Origin of the sequence: Streptococcus sp. 10824, assembly GCF_013276595.1 — a bacterium.
GTDB classification, from domain to species: Bacteria; Bacillota; Bacilli; order Lactobacillales; family Streptococcaceae; genus Streptococcus; species Streptococcus pseudopneumoniae.
In genome coordinates this window covers 1-15019 of record NZ_VMLH01000088.1, presented here as the reverse complement: position 1 = coordinate 15019, position 15019 = coordinate 1, and the positions used below count along the sequence as shown (strand labels likewise).

At 40.9% G+C, this 15019-nt stretch carries 17 protein-coding genes, 2 pseudogenes and 1 other annotated feature; of the genes and pseudogenes, 1 reads left to right on the top strand and 18 read right to left on the bottom strand.

The window, feature by feature from the left end:
• Positions 1-20: 20 nt before the first annotated feature.
• From HT701_RS08345 to ybeY, 7 genes and pseudogenes are all read right to left on the bottom strand, one after another.
• A pseudogene (locus HT701_RS08345) lies at positions 21-266 on the bottom strand (transposase family protein); the annotation flags it as partial.
• A gap of 36 nt (positions 267-302) precedes the next feature.
• Positions 303-1453 (bottom strand): annotated as a pseudogene (locus HT701_RS08340) (multidrug efflux MFS transporter); the annotation flags it as partial.
• Between the two features lie 13 nt (positions 1454-1466).
• Entirely contained in the window at positions 1467-2072 is a 606-nt protein-coding gene (gene coaE, locus HT701_RS08335) for a dephospho-CoA kinase (RefSeq protein ID WP_172931424.1), read from the bottom strand.
• Positions 2072-2896 carry a DNA-formamidopyrimidine glycosylase gene (gene mutM, locus HT701_RS08330; protein ID WP_100104273.1) on the bottom strand — a complete coding sequence of 275 codons (825 nt, stop codon included), beginning with the start codon at positions 2894-2896 and terminating at the stop codon, positions 2072-2074. The genes coaE and mutM overlap by 1 nt, the downstream gene beginning before the upstream one ends.
• Positions 2897-2944: 48 nt before the next feature.
• A complete protein-coding gene (gene era / locus HT701_RS08325) occupies positions 2945-3844 on the bottom strand; it encodes a GTPase Era (RefSeq protein WP_166731602.1) in 900 nt (299 codons plus the stop codon).
• A 16-nt stretch (positions 3845-3860) separates the two neighbouring features.
• The gene (locus HT701_RS08320; RefSeq protein ID WP_023941235.1) at positions 3861-4256 is read right to left on the bottom strand and encodes a diacylglycerol kinase; all 396 of its coding nucleotides are present in this window, start codon (positions 4254-4256) and stop codon (positions 3861-3863) included.
• Positions 4237-4734: an rRNA maturation RNase YbeY gene (ybeY, locus tag HT701_RS08315; RefSeq protein WP_000275158.1), complete on the bottom strand. Its 498-nt coding sequence runs from the start codon at positions 4732-4734 to the stop codon at positions 4237-4239. Before ybeY ends, HT701_RS08320 begins: the two co-directional genes overlap by 20 nt.
• Positions 4735-4838: 104 nt before the next feature.
• Here ybeY and pavA point away from each other — a divergent pair, with 104 nt between their 5' ends.
• Entirely contained in the window at positions 4839-6494 is a 1656-nt protein-coding gene (pavA, locus tag HT701_RS08310; protein WP_172931423.1) for an Rqc2 family fibronectin-binding protein PavA, read from the top strand.
• 55 nt (positions 6495-6549) lie between these two features.
• Here the strand turns inward: pavA and HT701_RS08305 are convergent, their stop codons facing one another.
• The 11 genes from HT701_RS08305 to HT701_RS08260 all read right to left on the bottom strand — a co-directional run.
• Entirely contained in the window at positions 6550-8451 is a 1902-nt protein-coding gene (locus HT701_RS08305; protein ID WP_100104275.1) for a glucosaminidase domain-containing protein, read from the bottom strand.
• A 41-nt stretch (positions 8452-8492) separates the two neighbouring features.
• Complete coding sequence (locus tag HT701_RS08300; protein WP_165852435.1) at positions 8493-9479, bottom strand: dihydroorotate dehydrogenase; 987 nt, start codon at positions 9477-9479, stop codon at positions 8493-8495.
• On the bottom strand, positions 9442-10242 hold the full coding sequence (locus tag HT701_RS08295) for a dihydroorotate dehydrogenase electron transfer subunit (RefSeq protein WP_119919364.1): 801 nt from the start codon (positions 10240-10242) through the stop codon (positions 9442-9444). The genes HT701_RS08300 and HT701_RS08295 overlap by 38 nt, the downstream gene beginning before the upstream one ends.
• Before the next feature lie 248 nt (positions 10243-10490).
• Positions 10491-10871 carry a VOC family protein gene (locus HT701_RS08290; RefSeq protein ID WP_000157153.1) on the bottom strand — a complete coding sequence of 127 codons (381 nt, stop codon included), beginning with the start codon at positions 10869-10871 and terminating at the stop codon, positions 10491-10493.
• A 58-nt stretch (positions 10872-10929) separates the two neighbouring features.
• The gene (rplT, locus tag HT701_RS08285; RefSeq protein ID WP_000124834.1) at positions 10930-11289 is read right to left on the bottom strand and encodes a 50S ribosomal protein L20; all 360 of its coding nucleotides are present in this window, start codon (positions 11287-11289) and stop codon (positions 10930-10932) included.
• A gap of 51 nt (positions 11290-11340) precedes the next feature.
• Positions 11341-11541 (bottom strand): 50S ribosomal protein L35, encoded by a 201-nt coding sequence (rpmI, locus tag HT701_RS08280; protein WP_001125943.1) that lies wholly within the window; start codon positions 11539-11541, stop codon positions 11341-11343.
• A gap of 32 nt (positions 11542-11573) precedes the next feature.
• Complete coding sequence (infC, locus tag HT701_RS08275) at positions 11574-12104, bottom strand: translation initiation factor IF-3 (RefSeq protein WP_000848180.1); 531 nt, start codon at positions 12102-12104, stop codon at positions 11574-11576.
• A gap of 15 nt (positions 12105-12119) precedes the next feature.
• Positions 12120-12251 (bottom strand) — a sequence feature (ribosomal protein L20 leader region).
• 160 nt (positions 12252-12411) lie between these two features.
• A complete protein-coding gene (locus HT701_RS08270; protein ID WP_119919363.1) occupies positions 12412-13596 on the bottom strand; it encodes a hypothetical protein in 1185 nt (394 codons plus the stop codon).
• 3 nt (positions 13597-13599) lie between these two features.
• Positions 13600-14187 (bottom strand): ABC transporter ATP-binding protein, encoded by a 588-nt coding sequence (locus tag HT701_RS08265; RefSeq protein ID WP_023936431.1) that lies wholly within the window; start codon positions 14185-14187, stop codon positions 13600-13602.
• A 32-nt stretch (positions 14188-14219) separates the two neighbouring features.
• Positions 14220-14438, bottom strand: a complete 219-nt coding sequence (locus tag HT701_RS11555; RefSeq protein ID WP_033605204.1) for a hypothetical protein — start codon at positions 14436-14438, stop codon at positions 14220-14222.
• A 145-nt stretch (positions 14439-14583) separates the two neighbouring features.
• Positions 14584-15019 (bottom strand): transposase family protein (locus tag HT701_RS08260; protein WP_172931422.1); only part of this gene is annotated, 436 nt, incomplete at its 5' end.

Sequence of the window (15019 nt, the reverse complement as noted above, 5' to 3'; positions counted from 1 at the left end):
AGAGTTACTTCAACCCATTAATTCCGATGGGTTAAGTTGCTTTCGTGGATACCAAAATCAGCCACAATTTGTTCATAAGTGCGGTATTCTCGCACATATTGAAGAGTGGCTATAAGAAGGTCTTCTAGGCTTAATTTAGGTTTTTATCCATCTTTTGCGTGTTTAATTTTTAATACGGCTAATATCTCTTCAAAAGTCGTGCACTGAACACCAACAAGACGATTAAATTGTGCATCAGTTAGTTGTTCACTTGCTTCATAATCCATAGAACTATTATACCATATATTGTTTCGCAGGAAGTCTAATAATGTTCGAAATTGAAGCAGGTTAAAGAGACAACTAAAGGCTTGTCGCATAAAAGACTGCATGATAGCCAAATTGACCTGCTACTGCAGAACCTGCCATAGGCCCAACAACACCTCCCAGATACCAGATAAAAGAATACCTGATTGAAGGCAAAGACCCTCGAAATGCCGGCTTTGGGAGTCATTTTGCTGAGTAGGGCATTAACCCCGGGAATCAAGGCACCAGTTCCCAATCCAAAGAGGAATCGATAGAGTCCTAGTTGAAGGGGGCTAGAGGCATTGGCACAGAGGAGATAGATGATGACTGAATAAAACTGGGCGACAACCAAGAGACGATGATTGCCCACCTTGTCACCTAGCTTTCCCATAACTCCTGCACTCATCATACTGGAAAAGCCCATACTGGACACAATCAAACCAGAGACAAAAAGAAGATTCTCTGTCTGCCCTAAGTCGCGTACATAAAGAGCCAAAATAGGGCCGATTGATTGGGCTGAAAATTGGATAACAAAACTGGTCAGAAAGAGGTTGACCAAGAGATAGGGATATTTAACCGAGGTAAATAATTCCTTTGTTGGAATGGCCTTTTCCTTGGCTACTGGTTGAAAATCTTCCTTGATGAAGCAAATAGTCAAAATAGCAGCTAAAAATAGAAAACTACCAACCAGTAAGAAAACTGTACGAATGCCAAATAATTCTGCGATAAAGCCACCAATAAAGGGACCAGTTAGAGTGCCTGCAACTACGCCTGTAGACAAAGTACCTAAGGCAGAGCCTGATTTCTCCTTGGGAACCTGACTGGCTATCAAGGCAGTTGCATTAGGAACAAATCCTGCAAATACACCGTTTAATAAACGAAGAAAGATTAGCCAATAGATATTTGGGACAAAGGCTAAGCCTCCCATAGTAATGGTCATGGCAAGCCCAGCTCGAATCATCATGGGTTTTCGACCGTATTTGTCAGCAAGAATACCCCAAATAGGAGAAAAGAGCGCCGCAGAAATAGCAGAGACAGAAATAGCTAAGCCTGCAAAAAAAGCAACTTGCTCTCCCCCTACACCCAGACTTTCCACAAAGATGGGCATAAAAGGCACAACCAAAGAAATACTGGCTCCTGTCAGAAAATTACCAAACCAGGCAATGCGCAGATTATCTTTTCAGTTAATCTCTGTCATCTTGCTTACCTCCCTCAAGCAGGATACGTACCTGAGTGAGAAGCTGGTCTTGATTTCCATTGTTGTTTAAAACATGGCTGGCCAAATCTTTCTTTTTCTCTAAAGGCCACTGGGCTGCCAGACGAGATTCAGCTTCATCTTTGGACAACTGGTTCCTTTTCATTAAGCGTTCTACTTGGACATCTCGGTCCACATAGACCAACCAAGTCTCATCAAACCAAGAGACGTAGTCCTGCTCAAAAAGCAAGGGAATATCCATGAAGAAAATCTCTTCTGTCTGAGCCAACTGGTCTCTCAACGTAGCTAGCTCCTCACGGATAATCTTTCCTTGGATTCGCTTAGACCATTCCTGTTCTTCAGGATTTGAAAAGATAAGACTAGCTAGGAGAGGGCGATTAAGTTCTCCGTTTTCAAGGATGATTTCTTGCCCAAAGTGCTGGACTAGAGCCTGAAACAGACGACCACCAGGTTTCTGTAGTTGGTGGACGACTGCGTCGGCATCCACTACTTGAAAACCTTTATTTCTTAGAAAATTTGTCACGGTTGACTTACCAGAGGCAATTCCCCCAGTGATTCCAATGATTTTTCCCATCAATTCCTCCTTTGGCACTGAGGACAAAAATGGGTGCCTCGTCCACCTAGTTGGATTTTCTCAATGATGGTGCCACAGCGTACACATTCTTGACCAGCCTTGTCATAGACTTGATGAAAATCCTGCATGGTTCCATCTTCCCCAAAGGCATTGGTATAGGTCCGAATGGTGGATCCACCTTTTTCAACAGCCTGTCCCAATACAGCAATGGTTTGGTCATGAATAGCTGTCGCTTCTTCTGCTGTCAAAGTCTGGGAAGGTCTAGCTGGATGAACCTGAGCTCGCCAGAGAACCTCATCCACATAGATATTGCCAAGTCCAGCTACCAAGGTCTGGTCTAAGAGATGAGATTTGATAGGCTTTTTGGACTTGGCTAGGGCATCTTGAAAGACCTGTAAATCAAAGTCTTGTTCGCTTGGTTCAGGACCTAATTTTTTAGAAATAAAGTAGGCGTCTAAAAGGTCTGGCACCAGCAATTCCATAGTACCAAACTTGCGAACATCCTCATAAACAAGCGTGCCACCATCTTCAAACTGAAAGAAAACATGGGCATGTTTGCGTTCAGGTACTTGGTCTGGATAGTAAAAATACTTGCCCTCCATCCGCAGATGGGAAATCAAAACCTTTTCTGTCAGGCAGAAAAGTAAATATTTACCACGACGTCCCATTGACTCGATAATCTGACTAGGCAATTCCCTTTGAAACTCGTCCAAATCCGTCTTAATCATCTTGGGATAACGAATTTCTATACTCGAAATCTTCTTACCCAAAATCAATTTTTCCAAGCCACGACGAACGGTTTCAACCTCAGGTAATTCAGGCATAAGTCCTCCTTCTGTAAAAACAAGAAGCAGGCATGAGCCCACCTCTACTTAGTATTCTTTTTCATTATAGCCAAAGTCAGCTAAATCCAGCTTTTTATCGCGCCAGTTTTTCTTGACCTTGACCCAGGTTTCTAGGAAGACCTTGTCTCCTAGCATGAGTTCGATATCACGACGGGCCATGCTACCGATTTTCTTAAGCATAGCGCCACCTTTACCGATGATAATCCCTTTTTGGCTATCGCGCTCGACCATAATTGTTGCACGGATGTGAACCTTGTCTGTCTCTTCGTCTCGTTTCATAGAATCCACAACTACTGCAACAGAATGCGGAATCTCTTCACGAGTTAGGTGCAAGACTTTCTCGCGAACCATTTCTGAAACCAAGAAACGTTCTGGATGGTCTGTGATTTGATCAGACGGGAAATATTGGAAACCTTCGTCCAGATTTTCACTCAAAATATCCACTAGACGAGACACATTATTTCCCTGAAGGGCTGAGATTGGAACAATTTCCTTAAAGTCCATTTGATTACGGAAGTCATCAATCTGAGACAAGAGCTGGTCTGGATGAACCTTATCAATCTTGTTCACAACCAAAATCACAGGAGCCTTGGCAGCCTTGAGACGCTCAATAATCATGTCGTCCCCCTTACCACGCGCTTCATCAGCAGGCACCATGAAAAGCACGGTATCCACTTCACGAAGGGTACTGTAGGCAGACTCAACCATGAAATCTCCAAGAGCCGTCTTAGGCTTGTGAATCCCTGGCGTATCGATAAAGACGATTTGCTCTTTATCAGTCGTGTAAATTCCCATAATTTTGTTGCGCGTTGTCTGCGCCTTGTCACTCATGATGGCAATCTTTTGCCCCATGACATGATTTAAAAAGGTTGACTTCCCAACATTGGGACGTCCTAAAATGGCTACAAAACCTGATTTAAAAGTCATAATTTCCTCTTACTGTTTAAAATAATAAATCCCAGATTCGTGGGAGAAAAATTAATGCGCCTGTTAAGGCTGCGAAAAGAGAAACCACTAATACCGCGCCAGCCGCCATATCCTTGGCATTTTTAGCCAGCATGGAAAAGTGATAGTGACTGGCCAAATCCACCACATTTTCAATAGCAGAGTTGATAATCTCAAAGGCTACTACCAAGAAAATGCTCAATAGGAGAAAGAGCCATTCGATTCGTGACACCTGAAAACCAAAACCTGCAAGGATGACCACTAGAGCCGTCACTGCATGTTTTCGCATATTGCGTTCTTCCTTGATAGCAGTAAAAATACCTGTCAAAGCAAATTCTAAACTGGATATCAGGTCACGATTTTTCCATTTTCGTTTATTGTCTTGTGAGTCCATAGGCTGTCAAAATTTCTTCTTGTAAACCGAACATCTCCGCTTCTTCTTCCGGAGTGTAGTGATCATAGCCGTTAATATGTAAAAAGCCGTGTACTGCCAAGAAGCCCATCTCACGCTCAAAGCTGTGACCATATTCTTCGGCCTGCTCATGAGCCTTATCGATAGAGATGAACAATTCCCCAATATAGGCATCAAACTCAGACATCATCTCTGTCAATTCTGGATTTTCAAGCAAATCCTCTTCGTCAAAGGCAATTTCCAATTCTGGTTTATACTCAAGGCTGATGACATCTGTCGGACGGTCGGTGTCACGGTACTCCAGATTAAGTTCATGACTACGCTCATTGGTCACAAAAGTGACTGCCATCTCCTTGTCTTCTTTTCCTAATTTTTGGGCTGCAAATTCCAAAATTTCTTGGGTTTGTTGCAACATTTCTTTTGAAACTTGACCAGTTTCATCTACCATTTCAATATACATGTGCTTCTCGTTTCTCTTTACTTGGCTTTATTATACCACATTTCCATGATTTTATTCTACCTTTTTGATATAATACTATGGAATACAATCACAAGGAGAGAACGATGTCATTTGACGGATTTTTTTTACACCACATGGTTGAGGAATTGCGAAGAGAGTTAGTGAACGGTCGCATCCAGAAAATCAATCAACCTTTTGAACAAGAGTTGGTCTTGCAAATCCGCAGCAATCGCCAAAGCCATCGCCTGCTCCTTTCTGCCCATCCTGTTTTTGGACGCATTCAGCTGACCCAAACGACTTTTGAAAATCCAGCCCAGCCTTCTACCTTTATCATGGTTTTGAGAAAGTATTTGCAGGGGGCCCTGATTGAGTCGATTGAGCAAGTGGAAAATGACCGTATTGTGGAAATGACAGTTTCCAATAAAAACGAGATTGGAGACCATATTCAGGCAACATTGATTATCGAAATCATGGGAAAACACAGTAATATTCTACTAGTCGATAAAAGTAGTCATAAAATCCTCGAAGTTATCAAACACGTTGGCTTTTCACAAAATAGCTACCGTACCTTGCTTCCTGGGTCGACCTACATCGCTCCGCCAAGTACGGAATCTCTCAATCCTTTTACAATCAAGGACGAGAAACTCTTTGAAATCCTTCAAACACAGGAAACGACAGATAAAAATCTTCAAAGCCTCTTTCAAGGTCTGGGACGCGATACGGCAAATGAATTGGAAAGGATTCTGGTTAGTGATAAACTGTCTACTTTCCGTACCTTTTTCCATCAAGAAACCCAGCCATGCTTGACTGAGACATCCTTCAGTCCAGTTCCTTTTAAAAATCAAGTGGGAGAGCCTTTTACCAGTCTTTCTGATTTGCTGGACACCTACTATAAGGACAAGGCAGAACGCGACCGCGTCAAACAGCAAGCCAGTGAACTCATTCGTCGTGTTGAAAATGAACTTCAGAAAAACCGACATAAGCTGAAAAAACAGGAAAAAGAGTTACTGGCGACAGACAACGCTGAAGAATTTCGTCAAAAAGGAGAATTGCTGACAACCTTCCTCCACCAAGTGCCTAACGACCAAGACCAGGTTATCCTAGACAACTACTACACCAACCAACCTATCACGATTGCGCTTGATAAGGCCTTGACTCCCAACCAAAATGCCCAACGCTATTTTAAACGGTATCAGAAACTCAAAGAAGCTGTCAAATACTTGACTGATCTGATTGAGGAAACCAAGGCCACTATTCTCTATCTGGAAAGTGTAGAAACCGTCCTCAACCAAGCTGGGCTGGAAGAAATCGCTGAAATCCGTGAAGAATTGATTCAAACTGGCTTTATCCGCAGAAGACAGCGGGAGAAAATCCAGAAACGCAAAAAACCAGAACAATATCTAGCAAGCGATGGCAAAACCATCATCTGTGTCGGCCGAAACAATCTTCAAAATGAAGAACTAACCTTTAAAATGGCCCGCAAGGAGGAACTTTGGTTCCATGCCAAGGACATTCCTGGAAGCCATGTTGTCATCTCAGGCAATCTTGACCCATCTGATGAAGTCAAGACAGACGCAGCAGAACTTGCAGCCTACTTCTCTCAAGGTCGCCTGTCAAATCTGGTCCAGGTAGATATGATTGAAGTCAAGAAACTCAATAAACCAACTGGCGGAAAACCCGGCTTTGTCACTTACACAGGACAAAAGACCCTCCGTGTCACACCAGATCCAGAAAAAATCGCATCCATGAAAAAATCCTGATTTTATTTGAAATCAGGATTTTTAACTTATACTCAAATCATATCCAATTATAGGACTAATCTTTGCCACCTAATTTCTCATTGATTTTCATCATCACACTAGCAATTTTTTCTCCCCAATAAGGGTCTGAGGCATATTCCACATTCATACCAGATGCCTTGTTTCCAAGGAAAGTTCTGCCCCTATCGATATAATTTTCCTTAATCCACTTGCTTGCACCTAAAATTCCCTTATCCACATCATCAAATGTCTTGGCAGAAAGGTAAGGTGTCGTATCATAGGCTGTAATTCCAAAGAAATTATTCTTATCTTTGGCAATTTTACTTCTTCCCCAGTTACTTTCTAGGGCACTATGGGCAAGGAGATAAAGAGCATTGATATGGTAATGTTTTTCGGCTTCCTTAAAAGTAGCGCCCTTGTTCTCCAAAAGGCTATTGTTAATGTTTAGCAAACTAAATACCTTATCCAATTCTTCAGCACTGTAGTTTGTAGCCTCTGTTAAATCTTTGAAAAGGAAGGGATTCTCAAGCTTAAAACCATCAAAATGCAGGCCATCTGCCGAATAATATTTCTTGCCTACTTCCATATCAGAAAGATGAGAAGCTACTGGGATACTAGCATTCTGAGCCACATAGTGATAAAAACGGTGGCCATCACTCTCATAATAAGGGATAAAGTCCTTACTAGCATCTAGCGCTTGTAAATCTTCTGTTTTCATATAGCCTGACAAACCAGAAATAGTAATAGCCAGGCGCTTGTCATCACTTTTTCTATCCTTATCTAGCCAAACAACACTAGCTTGCGATATATAGGAGAGCTTTTCACCATCTGCATTATAGATATTTGCTGTGACTGGTACTACTTGATAATAAGCAGCATTTTCATTTGTAGCTTTTTCTCCACGCCATTTACCATCGCTTCCAAGCTGATAACCATCTACTGTCTCATTTTTCGCCATGTAGCCACCGGATTTGAAGTAGTACCAGGCTTGACTTTTAGAATCGTAGACCCATTCTTTTTTAGCCATTTTGCCATCAGACTTGAGGTAAAACCATGACTCCTTATCCCAAATCCATTCATTGGCTGCCATGTAGCCACCGGATTTGAAGTAGTACCAAGCTTGACTATGAGAATCGTAGACCCATTCTTTTTCAGCTATTTTCCCATCAGATTTGAGATAAAACCAAGATTCCTTATCCCAAATCCATTCATTGACTGTCATGTAGCCACCGGATTTTAGATAATAATAGTGACCATTCTCGAAAATCCATTCTTTATCAGCATGGTTTCCATTTTCTTTGATGTAAAACCAAGATTGGTATTGTCTGTCAAAAAGCCAACCTTGCTGTACTTTGGCACCAGTGGCATTCACATAAGCTTGATTAATCCACTGACTTGTCAGTAGATAACCACCGGATTTGAAATAATAATCCTTCCCTTTAATTTGGAGCCATTCTTTCTCTGCGTGCTGTCCATCTGCTTTGATATAAAACCAAGCATCGTATTGAGAATCATAGACCCAGTCTTCTATTACTTTGGCACCTGTTGCACCAACATAGGAAGTTCCTACCCAAGCATTTCTTTTCATCTTTCCATCTTGGTCAAGATAATAAAAGGCTCCCTTGTCTTCTACCCATTCTGATTTGGCCATATAGCCACCAGATTTGAGGTAAAAATAGTCGTCACCTTGCTTTAGCCATTCATTTTCAGCATAGTTAGCATCTGCTTTTATATAGAACCAAGATTGATAATGAGTATCAAAAACCCACTCATTCGCTGCTTGACTGCCATCTTCTTTCAGATACTGTTTTCCTTGCCAAGTACCATCACTAGCCATTGCACCCTCTGGACTAGCTAAGAAAAATAGCAGAGCTAAAAAAATAAATCTTACTTTCTTCATTAACCTTCTTCCTCTGTTCTTATTTATTTTATTGTACCAAAATTCTCCTAAATTCATATTACAAACTAATAAAAAATCAAGAACAGATTGATTGCAGGTTACCTCAGAGACTCTTTTACTTCCTGACGGAGTTCTTCCAGACTGCTAATACCGTATTTATCCATGACTTTTGGTAAATTTTCGATGATGTCAGGGCAGGCATAAGGATTGGTAAAGTTAGCTGTTCCAACTCCGATAGCAGATGCCCCAGCCAGATACATTTCTAGGGCAGCTTCAGCCGAATCCACTCCCCCCATTCCAATGATAGGCAGGTCTGTTGTTTGGGCTACTTGGCGGATGAGTTTGAGGGCTACTGGAAAGACTGCTGGACCTGACATTCCACCTGTTCCATTGGCCAAGATTGGTTTTCTGGTTTTGAGGTCAAAGCGCATTCCAACCAGAGTATTGATCATGGTCAAGCCACTTGCTCCCGCATCTTCTGCAGCTTTTGCGACAGTAACGATATCGGTCACACTCGGGGTTAATTTGACATAAACTGGCACTTCTGAGGCTTCCACAGCTGCTTTCACCACATCATAAGCCAAATCTGGATCTTGACCAATCAAAAGTCCATGATTACAGTGATCTACGTTAGGGCAAGAAATATTGAGCTCAATAGCCTTCACATTAGCTACCTTGGAAATACCACGAGAAACGGTCTCATACTCTTGTTTTGAAAAACCAGCCACATTGGCAATAATAGGAAGATTGGGATATTCTCTTTCCAGCCAAGGTAACTTTTCAGCCAAAACAACTTCCAAACCAGGATTTTGCAAGCCAATTGCATTAAGCATACCAGCGGGTGTTTCTGCCACTCTTGGAGTTGGATTCCCAAAACGGGGTTCAAGGGTTGTCGCCTTGATCATAATAGAACCTAAAAGGTCTAAATCATAGTACTTGGCATACTCTTGTCCAAAACCAAAACAGCCTGATGCTGGAATAATGGGATTTTTCAAATCCAAGCCTGGGAGAGAAACTTGTAAACGATTTGTAGTCATGATTTTCTCCTTATAATACAACTGTTCCTGTGCGGAAAACAGGGCCATCTTCACAGACGCGTTGACTGACCTTCTCGCTTTCTGGCACTTTTAGGACGCAGGCATAACAAGCTCCCATCCCACAAGCCATACGAGATTCCAGAGATAGATAGGCTCTTGGGTGGTCATAAAAGGTTTGATTGATATACTTCATCATTCCTGGAGCCCCACATGAGTAAACAGCATCAAACTGACTGTCTAAATCCTTGATGACTACAGAGACATTTCCCTTAATGCCATACGAACCATCATCTGTCGTTACAAAGACCTGCCCATATTGGGCCAATTCCGCCTCTAAAATAACAGCATCCTTGTTCGCAAAACCGAGAACTGTCACTACTTTCACACCACGCGCATGCAATTCCTTGGCCACCTCAAGTAAAGGAGGTACACCAATCCCCCCTCCAACTAAGAGAATCTGGCTCTGCTCATCTAGGTCAGACAAGTCAAAACCATTCCCTTGAGGCCCCATCACATCAAGAGTATCACCCTGACTTAAGGTTGAGAAAATAGCTGTCCCAGCCCCCTCAATCCGATAAATAATATGACACTGCTTCTTAACCTTATCAATAGACGAAATTGAAATAGGACGGCGCAAGAGATGGGCATCATCAGGCACACGCAGATGAAGAAATTGGCCTGCTCGCATAGCTTCAACCATTTCTCCTTCTAGGACTAATTCAAAGATTGCTGGCGCGATTTCCTCTTGTGCGACCACCTTCATGGTTTCCAAACGAATTGCACCCAAACGTTTCTTACATGTGGGATTCATGACTTTTCCTCCTTAAATTTTAAGGGGTCCAGACAAAGAAAAGACCTTGCTAGTGCAAGGCCTCAGTTAAAATCGTACAACAGAAGAGAGCACACTCAAAAAGTCTCCTCTAGAAAATTGTACTATTCTTTTATCTGACACCTTGTGAGTCTCTCTGGACTCCCCTTAAAGGTTAAATTTTTACCAGTATACTCTTTCAGCTAAAAAAAGTCAAGTAGAAAACGAACATTCTACTTGACCTCACGAGATTATTTTTCACGAATAACTTCGACCTTATATCCATCAGGGTCTTTGACAAAGTAATAGTTAGGCGCAGTTCCTGGTAGGCCATTTGGCTCAGTAACTTCATAACCTTTGGCACTATGCTCTTGATGAAGAGCTTCAAGATCAGGTGTACTGAGGGCGATATGGGCAAATCCATCTCCAACCACATAAGGACCATGATCGTAGTTATAAGTCAACTCCAACTCATAGTCATCACCCTCAAGACCTAGATAGACAATCGTGAAGGCATGGTCTGGAAAATCTCTGCGACGCAATTCTTTAAAACCAAAAGCATCTTGATAAAATGCGATTGATTTTTCAAGGTTTTCTACTCGCAAGCAAGTGTGTAACATTTTTGAAGCCATATTTTTCTCCTTTATTTTTAAAAAGACTGGGACAATCCTGTTCCAGTCTTATCTGTTATTATTTACCAAGTTTTGCTTTCGCTGCATCTGCAAGAGCTGTGAAAGCTGCTGCATCGTTAACAGCTAAGTCAGCAAGCATTTTACGGTTAACTTCGATCTCAGCCAATTTCAAACCATGCATCAATTGTGAGTATGAAAGTCCGTTCATACGAGCTGCCGCGTTGATACGAGTGATCCACAATTTGCGGAAGTCACGTTTTTTCTGACGACGGTCACGGTATGCATAGTAGTAAGAGTTCATTACTTGTTCTTTTGCAGTACGGAACAAGATGTGTTTAGCTCCATAGTAACCTTTTGCTAATTTAAGAATACGTTTACGACGTTTGCGTGATACAACGCCACCTTTAACACGTGCCATGTTTTATTTCCTCCAAATATTTCCTAGAATTGTTTACTTACAGTCAAGCTATTATTTCAAGCGAGTAAGCATTGCTTTGATACGTTTGTAATCTCCTGAATGCACCATAGATGCTTTACGAAGATGACGACGTTGTTTCTTAGTTTTTCCGTGGAAACGGTGAGAAGTGTAAGCACGGAAACGTTTAAGTCCACCAGAACCTGTACGTTTGAAACGTTTAGCTGATGCGCGGTGTGTTTTTTGTTTTGGCATGATTTTTTCTCCTTTATTTAACTTTCTGACAATTATTTTTTGTCAGTCGCTGGCGCCAATTGCATGAACATTTGACGTCCATCCATTTTAGCACGTTGTTCGATGATGGCAATATCTTGAGTTGCTTCAGCAAACTCGGCTAAAACTTTTGCACCAATCTCTTTATGGGTAATCATACGACCCTTAAAGCGAATAGATACCTTAACTTTATTTCCTTTTTCAAGGAACTTACGTGCATTACGAAGTTTTGTATCAAAGTCACCCTTGTCAATTGTTGGACTTAGACGAACTTCTTTCACAGTAACAACGCTTTGTTTTTTACGTTGTTCTTTTTGCTTCTTCTGGTACTCAAATTTGAACTTACCGTAGTCCATAATTTTTGCAACAGGCGGTTTGGCTTGGGGTTGAATCAATACTAGGTCAACATTAGCGTTATCAGCCAAAGCTTGCGCTTCACTGAGTGGCTTGATGCCTAGCTGTTCTCCTTCAAGACCAATCAAGCGAACTTCACGTACACGAATCTCATCATTGATGAATAAGTCTTGCTTTGCTATGGTTTTCACCTCTTTTGTTTTATTAGAGAAAAACAATAGCGGACTCGTAAATATACAAGCCCGCACGTTATGATAGCGTTTCTTCGAAACTTTTCATCCGTAGGGCCAGGCAACTTAATGTCACAAGGCGAGAAGCTCTCACTTCTGCTTTTCTCAACTTTTATATGATATCAAGTTTTCTAGCTCTTGTCAAGATAAAAAGTTATTTTTTTGAAAAGTTTCTGTTTGTATTTTGGCTTGGTTTCCACATCAAAAAGAGAGAACCAAGTTGATTCCCTCTCTATATTAGTTTTTACTTATTTTCCGTATAGAAATGCTAGAATCTATTAAAAACTTCCCTTTTACGTGAATTTCCCCATCTTTCGATAAATAAAATCCCCACTAACAAAAGGATAATCAAGCAAGGAAGTAAAACTAGCCCCATGCTCCAATTTAGATTGACATTATCAATCTGCTTAGGTAATCTTCCAGATAAAATCTCCACTGAACGCAAGTAAGTAAAGGGAATCAGATGTGCAATCCTTTGAAGAGGCTGAATTGTTTGGATGCCAAACAATAAGCCAACAATCCCAATGAGTGAAAGAAAAAGGACAGGCATTTTTTGCTTGAAAAAGTAAGCAATCAAATACACGACTTCCACAATGACGATAAAGGCTAAGAAAGCTAAGAACAAGCCAGGAAATAACACATCTTGTATCTTTCCAATAGTTACCTCTTGATTCGCTAAGCTATAAATTGGGTAGGGATAATCTAACTGTCCAAAACCACTTATCAGACTTCCCGCTAGAAAAGAAAATCCACAGATTCCGATAAACAGCACAGTTACATAGCCCACTCCAACTCCAAGAGAGGATAAAGCAAATGTCACTTTTGAAAAAGGATATAACTGAGCTGTGTCCAGATGATTTTGATATCTTTCTGCAAATAGTTGCGTTAGCATAAAAATAATAGCAACCACAAACAAGCTTGGGATGATAGCCTCTAAAATCCAGACAATCTGGTCAATCCCGTGGGTCGGAAACTCCAAAGTATGTGCTTTTATGTTCAAGGGATACAGGGCTTGGTAAATCTTTCGTTGGCGGTCAACCGCCATTTTAAAGTCAGAGCTAGCAGTCGGTTCATTTGACATAACTTCATAATTCTTCTCTTCATCTTGCCACTGCAAATAATAGGCTTCTTTCCATCGTCCTTCTTTTAGTAAATTCAAAATTTCTTTCTTTTGCGTTAAAAAATTTTTTTGCAAGTCTAAATTACTTTTAACACTCTGGTATTCCTCCGAGCTGGTGTCAGACATTTGGGAAAGCTTCACTTCATTTTCATTGATGATTCTCTCATATTTTACAACACTGGTTTCCAACTCGCTCTCCAAGCTGTGTGAGTTTGCAGTCTGACTATTTAAATAAAAGGTAACACCGAGTACAGATGCAAATAAAAGTAAGATAATCCAGTTTAAACGACTTTTGAAAACTTTTTTCAATAAAAATAGACTAACATCTTTCATAAACTAAACCTCTTCTATCTGCCCCTGATGAATGGTTACTACTCTATCGCAGACATCAACCAACTCTTCCTTATAGTGGGAACTTAAAAGAACCAGCTGCTCTTGTCTATCGATTTGTGCCAGCCTATCAAAAAACTTCTGTCGATAATACTCATCTAAGCCATTTGTAATTTCATCCATAAGCCAGCATTTGGCCTGACTGAGGAAATACATGGCAATCACCAAGCGTTGCTTCATGCCTAGGGAATACTTGCGAATGGGAAGGCTGATATAGTCAGACATTTCCCAGTAGGCGATTTCATCCCTCAAGTTCAGGTCTGACTTCCAGATGCTTTTTATAAGGCGAAGATAGTCCATCCCACTTAAGTTTCCATCCAGCCATTCAACACTCTCATAATAAAATAAAGAAGGAGAGACTGCGATATTTCCACTACTTATGGGGATTAAGTTGCTAATGGCGCGGAACAGGGTCGTCTTTCCAGAGCCATTGATAGCGAGAACACCATAAACCCTGCCTTTATTAAAGGTGAAATCCGCATCTTGCAAGATGACTTGTCGCGTTTTTAAGGTCACATGAGTAAGCTGTAACATATCCAGTCCTCCTTTTTCTCACTCTTTAAGGATCAATAGCCTCCTTTGTAATGGTTTACTACCTCATAACGATCGTAGTTCCAGCCTCCGCCAACTTTATACTCAGAATAGCTATAATAAGAAGACCATTCCGGAATGACAATATATCCATATCTGTGGTAATTCATACTATACCTATAGTAGGTATTCCAATCATAGCGATAACTTTTAAGAACGGTCTTAGCAGATACACTGGACTGAAGAAGACCAATAGATTATAAACTAACTAATTAAACGATTTTTGCTAATTTTTAATGATTTTATATCATCAATATCGAAGACGCTTTCATTATATCGTTTTTATCATTATTATGCAACAGATTTTTAGTTTATTTTACTACTAGACTTCCTGCAAAACTAGAATCCTAGTTCATGATTGATAATGCCAGCAATCGAATTCATTCGTAATCCGAAGCGTTTACGATGATTTCGATAGGTTGTTGAAAACATTTTAAACGTTTTTACTGTGGCAAAAATATTCTCAACCTTGCTGCTCTCCTTAGATAGTGCATGGTTACAGGCTTTGTCTTCAAGAGTTAATGGCTTAAGTTTACTTGATTTCCTCGGAGTTTGTGCTTGAGGATATATCTTCATGAGTCCTTGATAAGCACTGTCAGCCAAGATTTTACCAGCTTGTCCGATATTTCTGCGACTCATTTTGAACAACTTCATATCATGACAATAGTTCACAGTGATCTCCAAAGAAACAATTCTCCCTTGACTTGTGACAATCGCTTGAGCCTTCATAGCGTGGCATTTCTTTTTACCAGAATAATTCGCTAATTGTTTTTTA

Excerpts from the sequence above, each read along its gene's own strand:
- rpmI (WP_001125943.1), bottom strand. The coding sequence starts at position 11,541 with ATGCCAAAACAAAAAACACACCGCGCATCAGCTAAACGTTTCAAACGT.
- era (WP_166731602.1), bottom strand. The coding sequence starts at position 3,844 with ATGACTTTTAAATCAGGTTTTGTAGCCATTTTAGGACGTCCCAATGTT.
- HT701_RS08295 (WP_119919364.1), bottom strand. The coding sequence starts at position 10,242 with ATGAATCCCACATGTAAGAAACGTTTGGGTGCAATTCGTTTGGAAACC.
- HT701_RS08290 (WP_000157153.1), bottom strand. The coding sequence starts at position 10,871 with ATGGCTTCAAAAATGTTACACACTTGCTTGCGAGTAGAAAACCTTGAA.
- HT701_RS08305 (WP_100104275.1), bottom strand. The coding sequence starts at position 8,451 with ATGAATTTAGGAGAATTTTGGTACAATAAAATAAATAAGAACAGAGGA.
- rplT (WP_000124834.1), bottom strand. The coding sequence starts at position 11,289 with ATGGCACGTGTTAAAGGTGGCGTTGTATCACGCAAACGTCGTAAACGT.
- HT701_RS08265 (WP_023936431.1), bottom strand. The coding sequence starts at position 14,187 with ATGTTACAGCTTACTCATGTGACCTTAAAAACGCGACAAGTCATCTTG.
- HT701_RS08320 (WP_023941235.1), bottom strand. The coding sequence starts at position 4,256 with ATGGACTCACAAGACAATAAACGAAAATGGAAAAATCGTGACCTGATA.
- ybeY (WP_000275158.1), bottom strand. The coding sequence starts at position 4,734 with ATGTATATTGAAATGGTAGATGAAACTGGTCAAGTTTCAAAAGAAATG.
- coaE (WP_172931424.1), bottom strand. The coding sequence starts at position 2,072 with ATGGGAAAAATCATTGGAATCACTGGGGGAATTGCCTCTGGTAAGTCA.
- HT701_RS08270 (WP_119919363.1), bottom strand. The coding sequence starts at position 13,596 with ATGAAAGATGTTAGTCTATTTTTATTGAAAAAAGTTTTCAAAAGTCGT.
- pavA (WP_172931423.1), top strand. The coding sequence starts at position 4,839 with ATGTCATTTGACGGATTTTTTTTACACCACATGGTTGAGGAATTGCGA.
- HT701_RS08300 (WP_165852435.1), bottom strand. The coding sequence starts at position 9,479 with ATGGCCCTGTTTTCCGCACAGGAACAGTTGTATTATAAGGAGAAAATC.
- mutM (WP_100104273.1), bottom strand. The coding sequence starts at position 2,896 with ATGCCTGAATTACCTGAGGTTGAAACCGTTCGTCGTGGCTTGGAAAAA.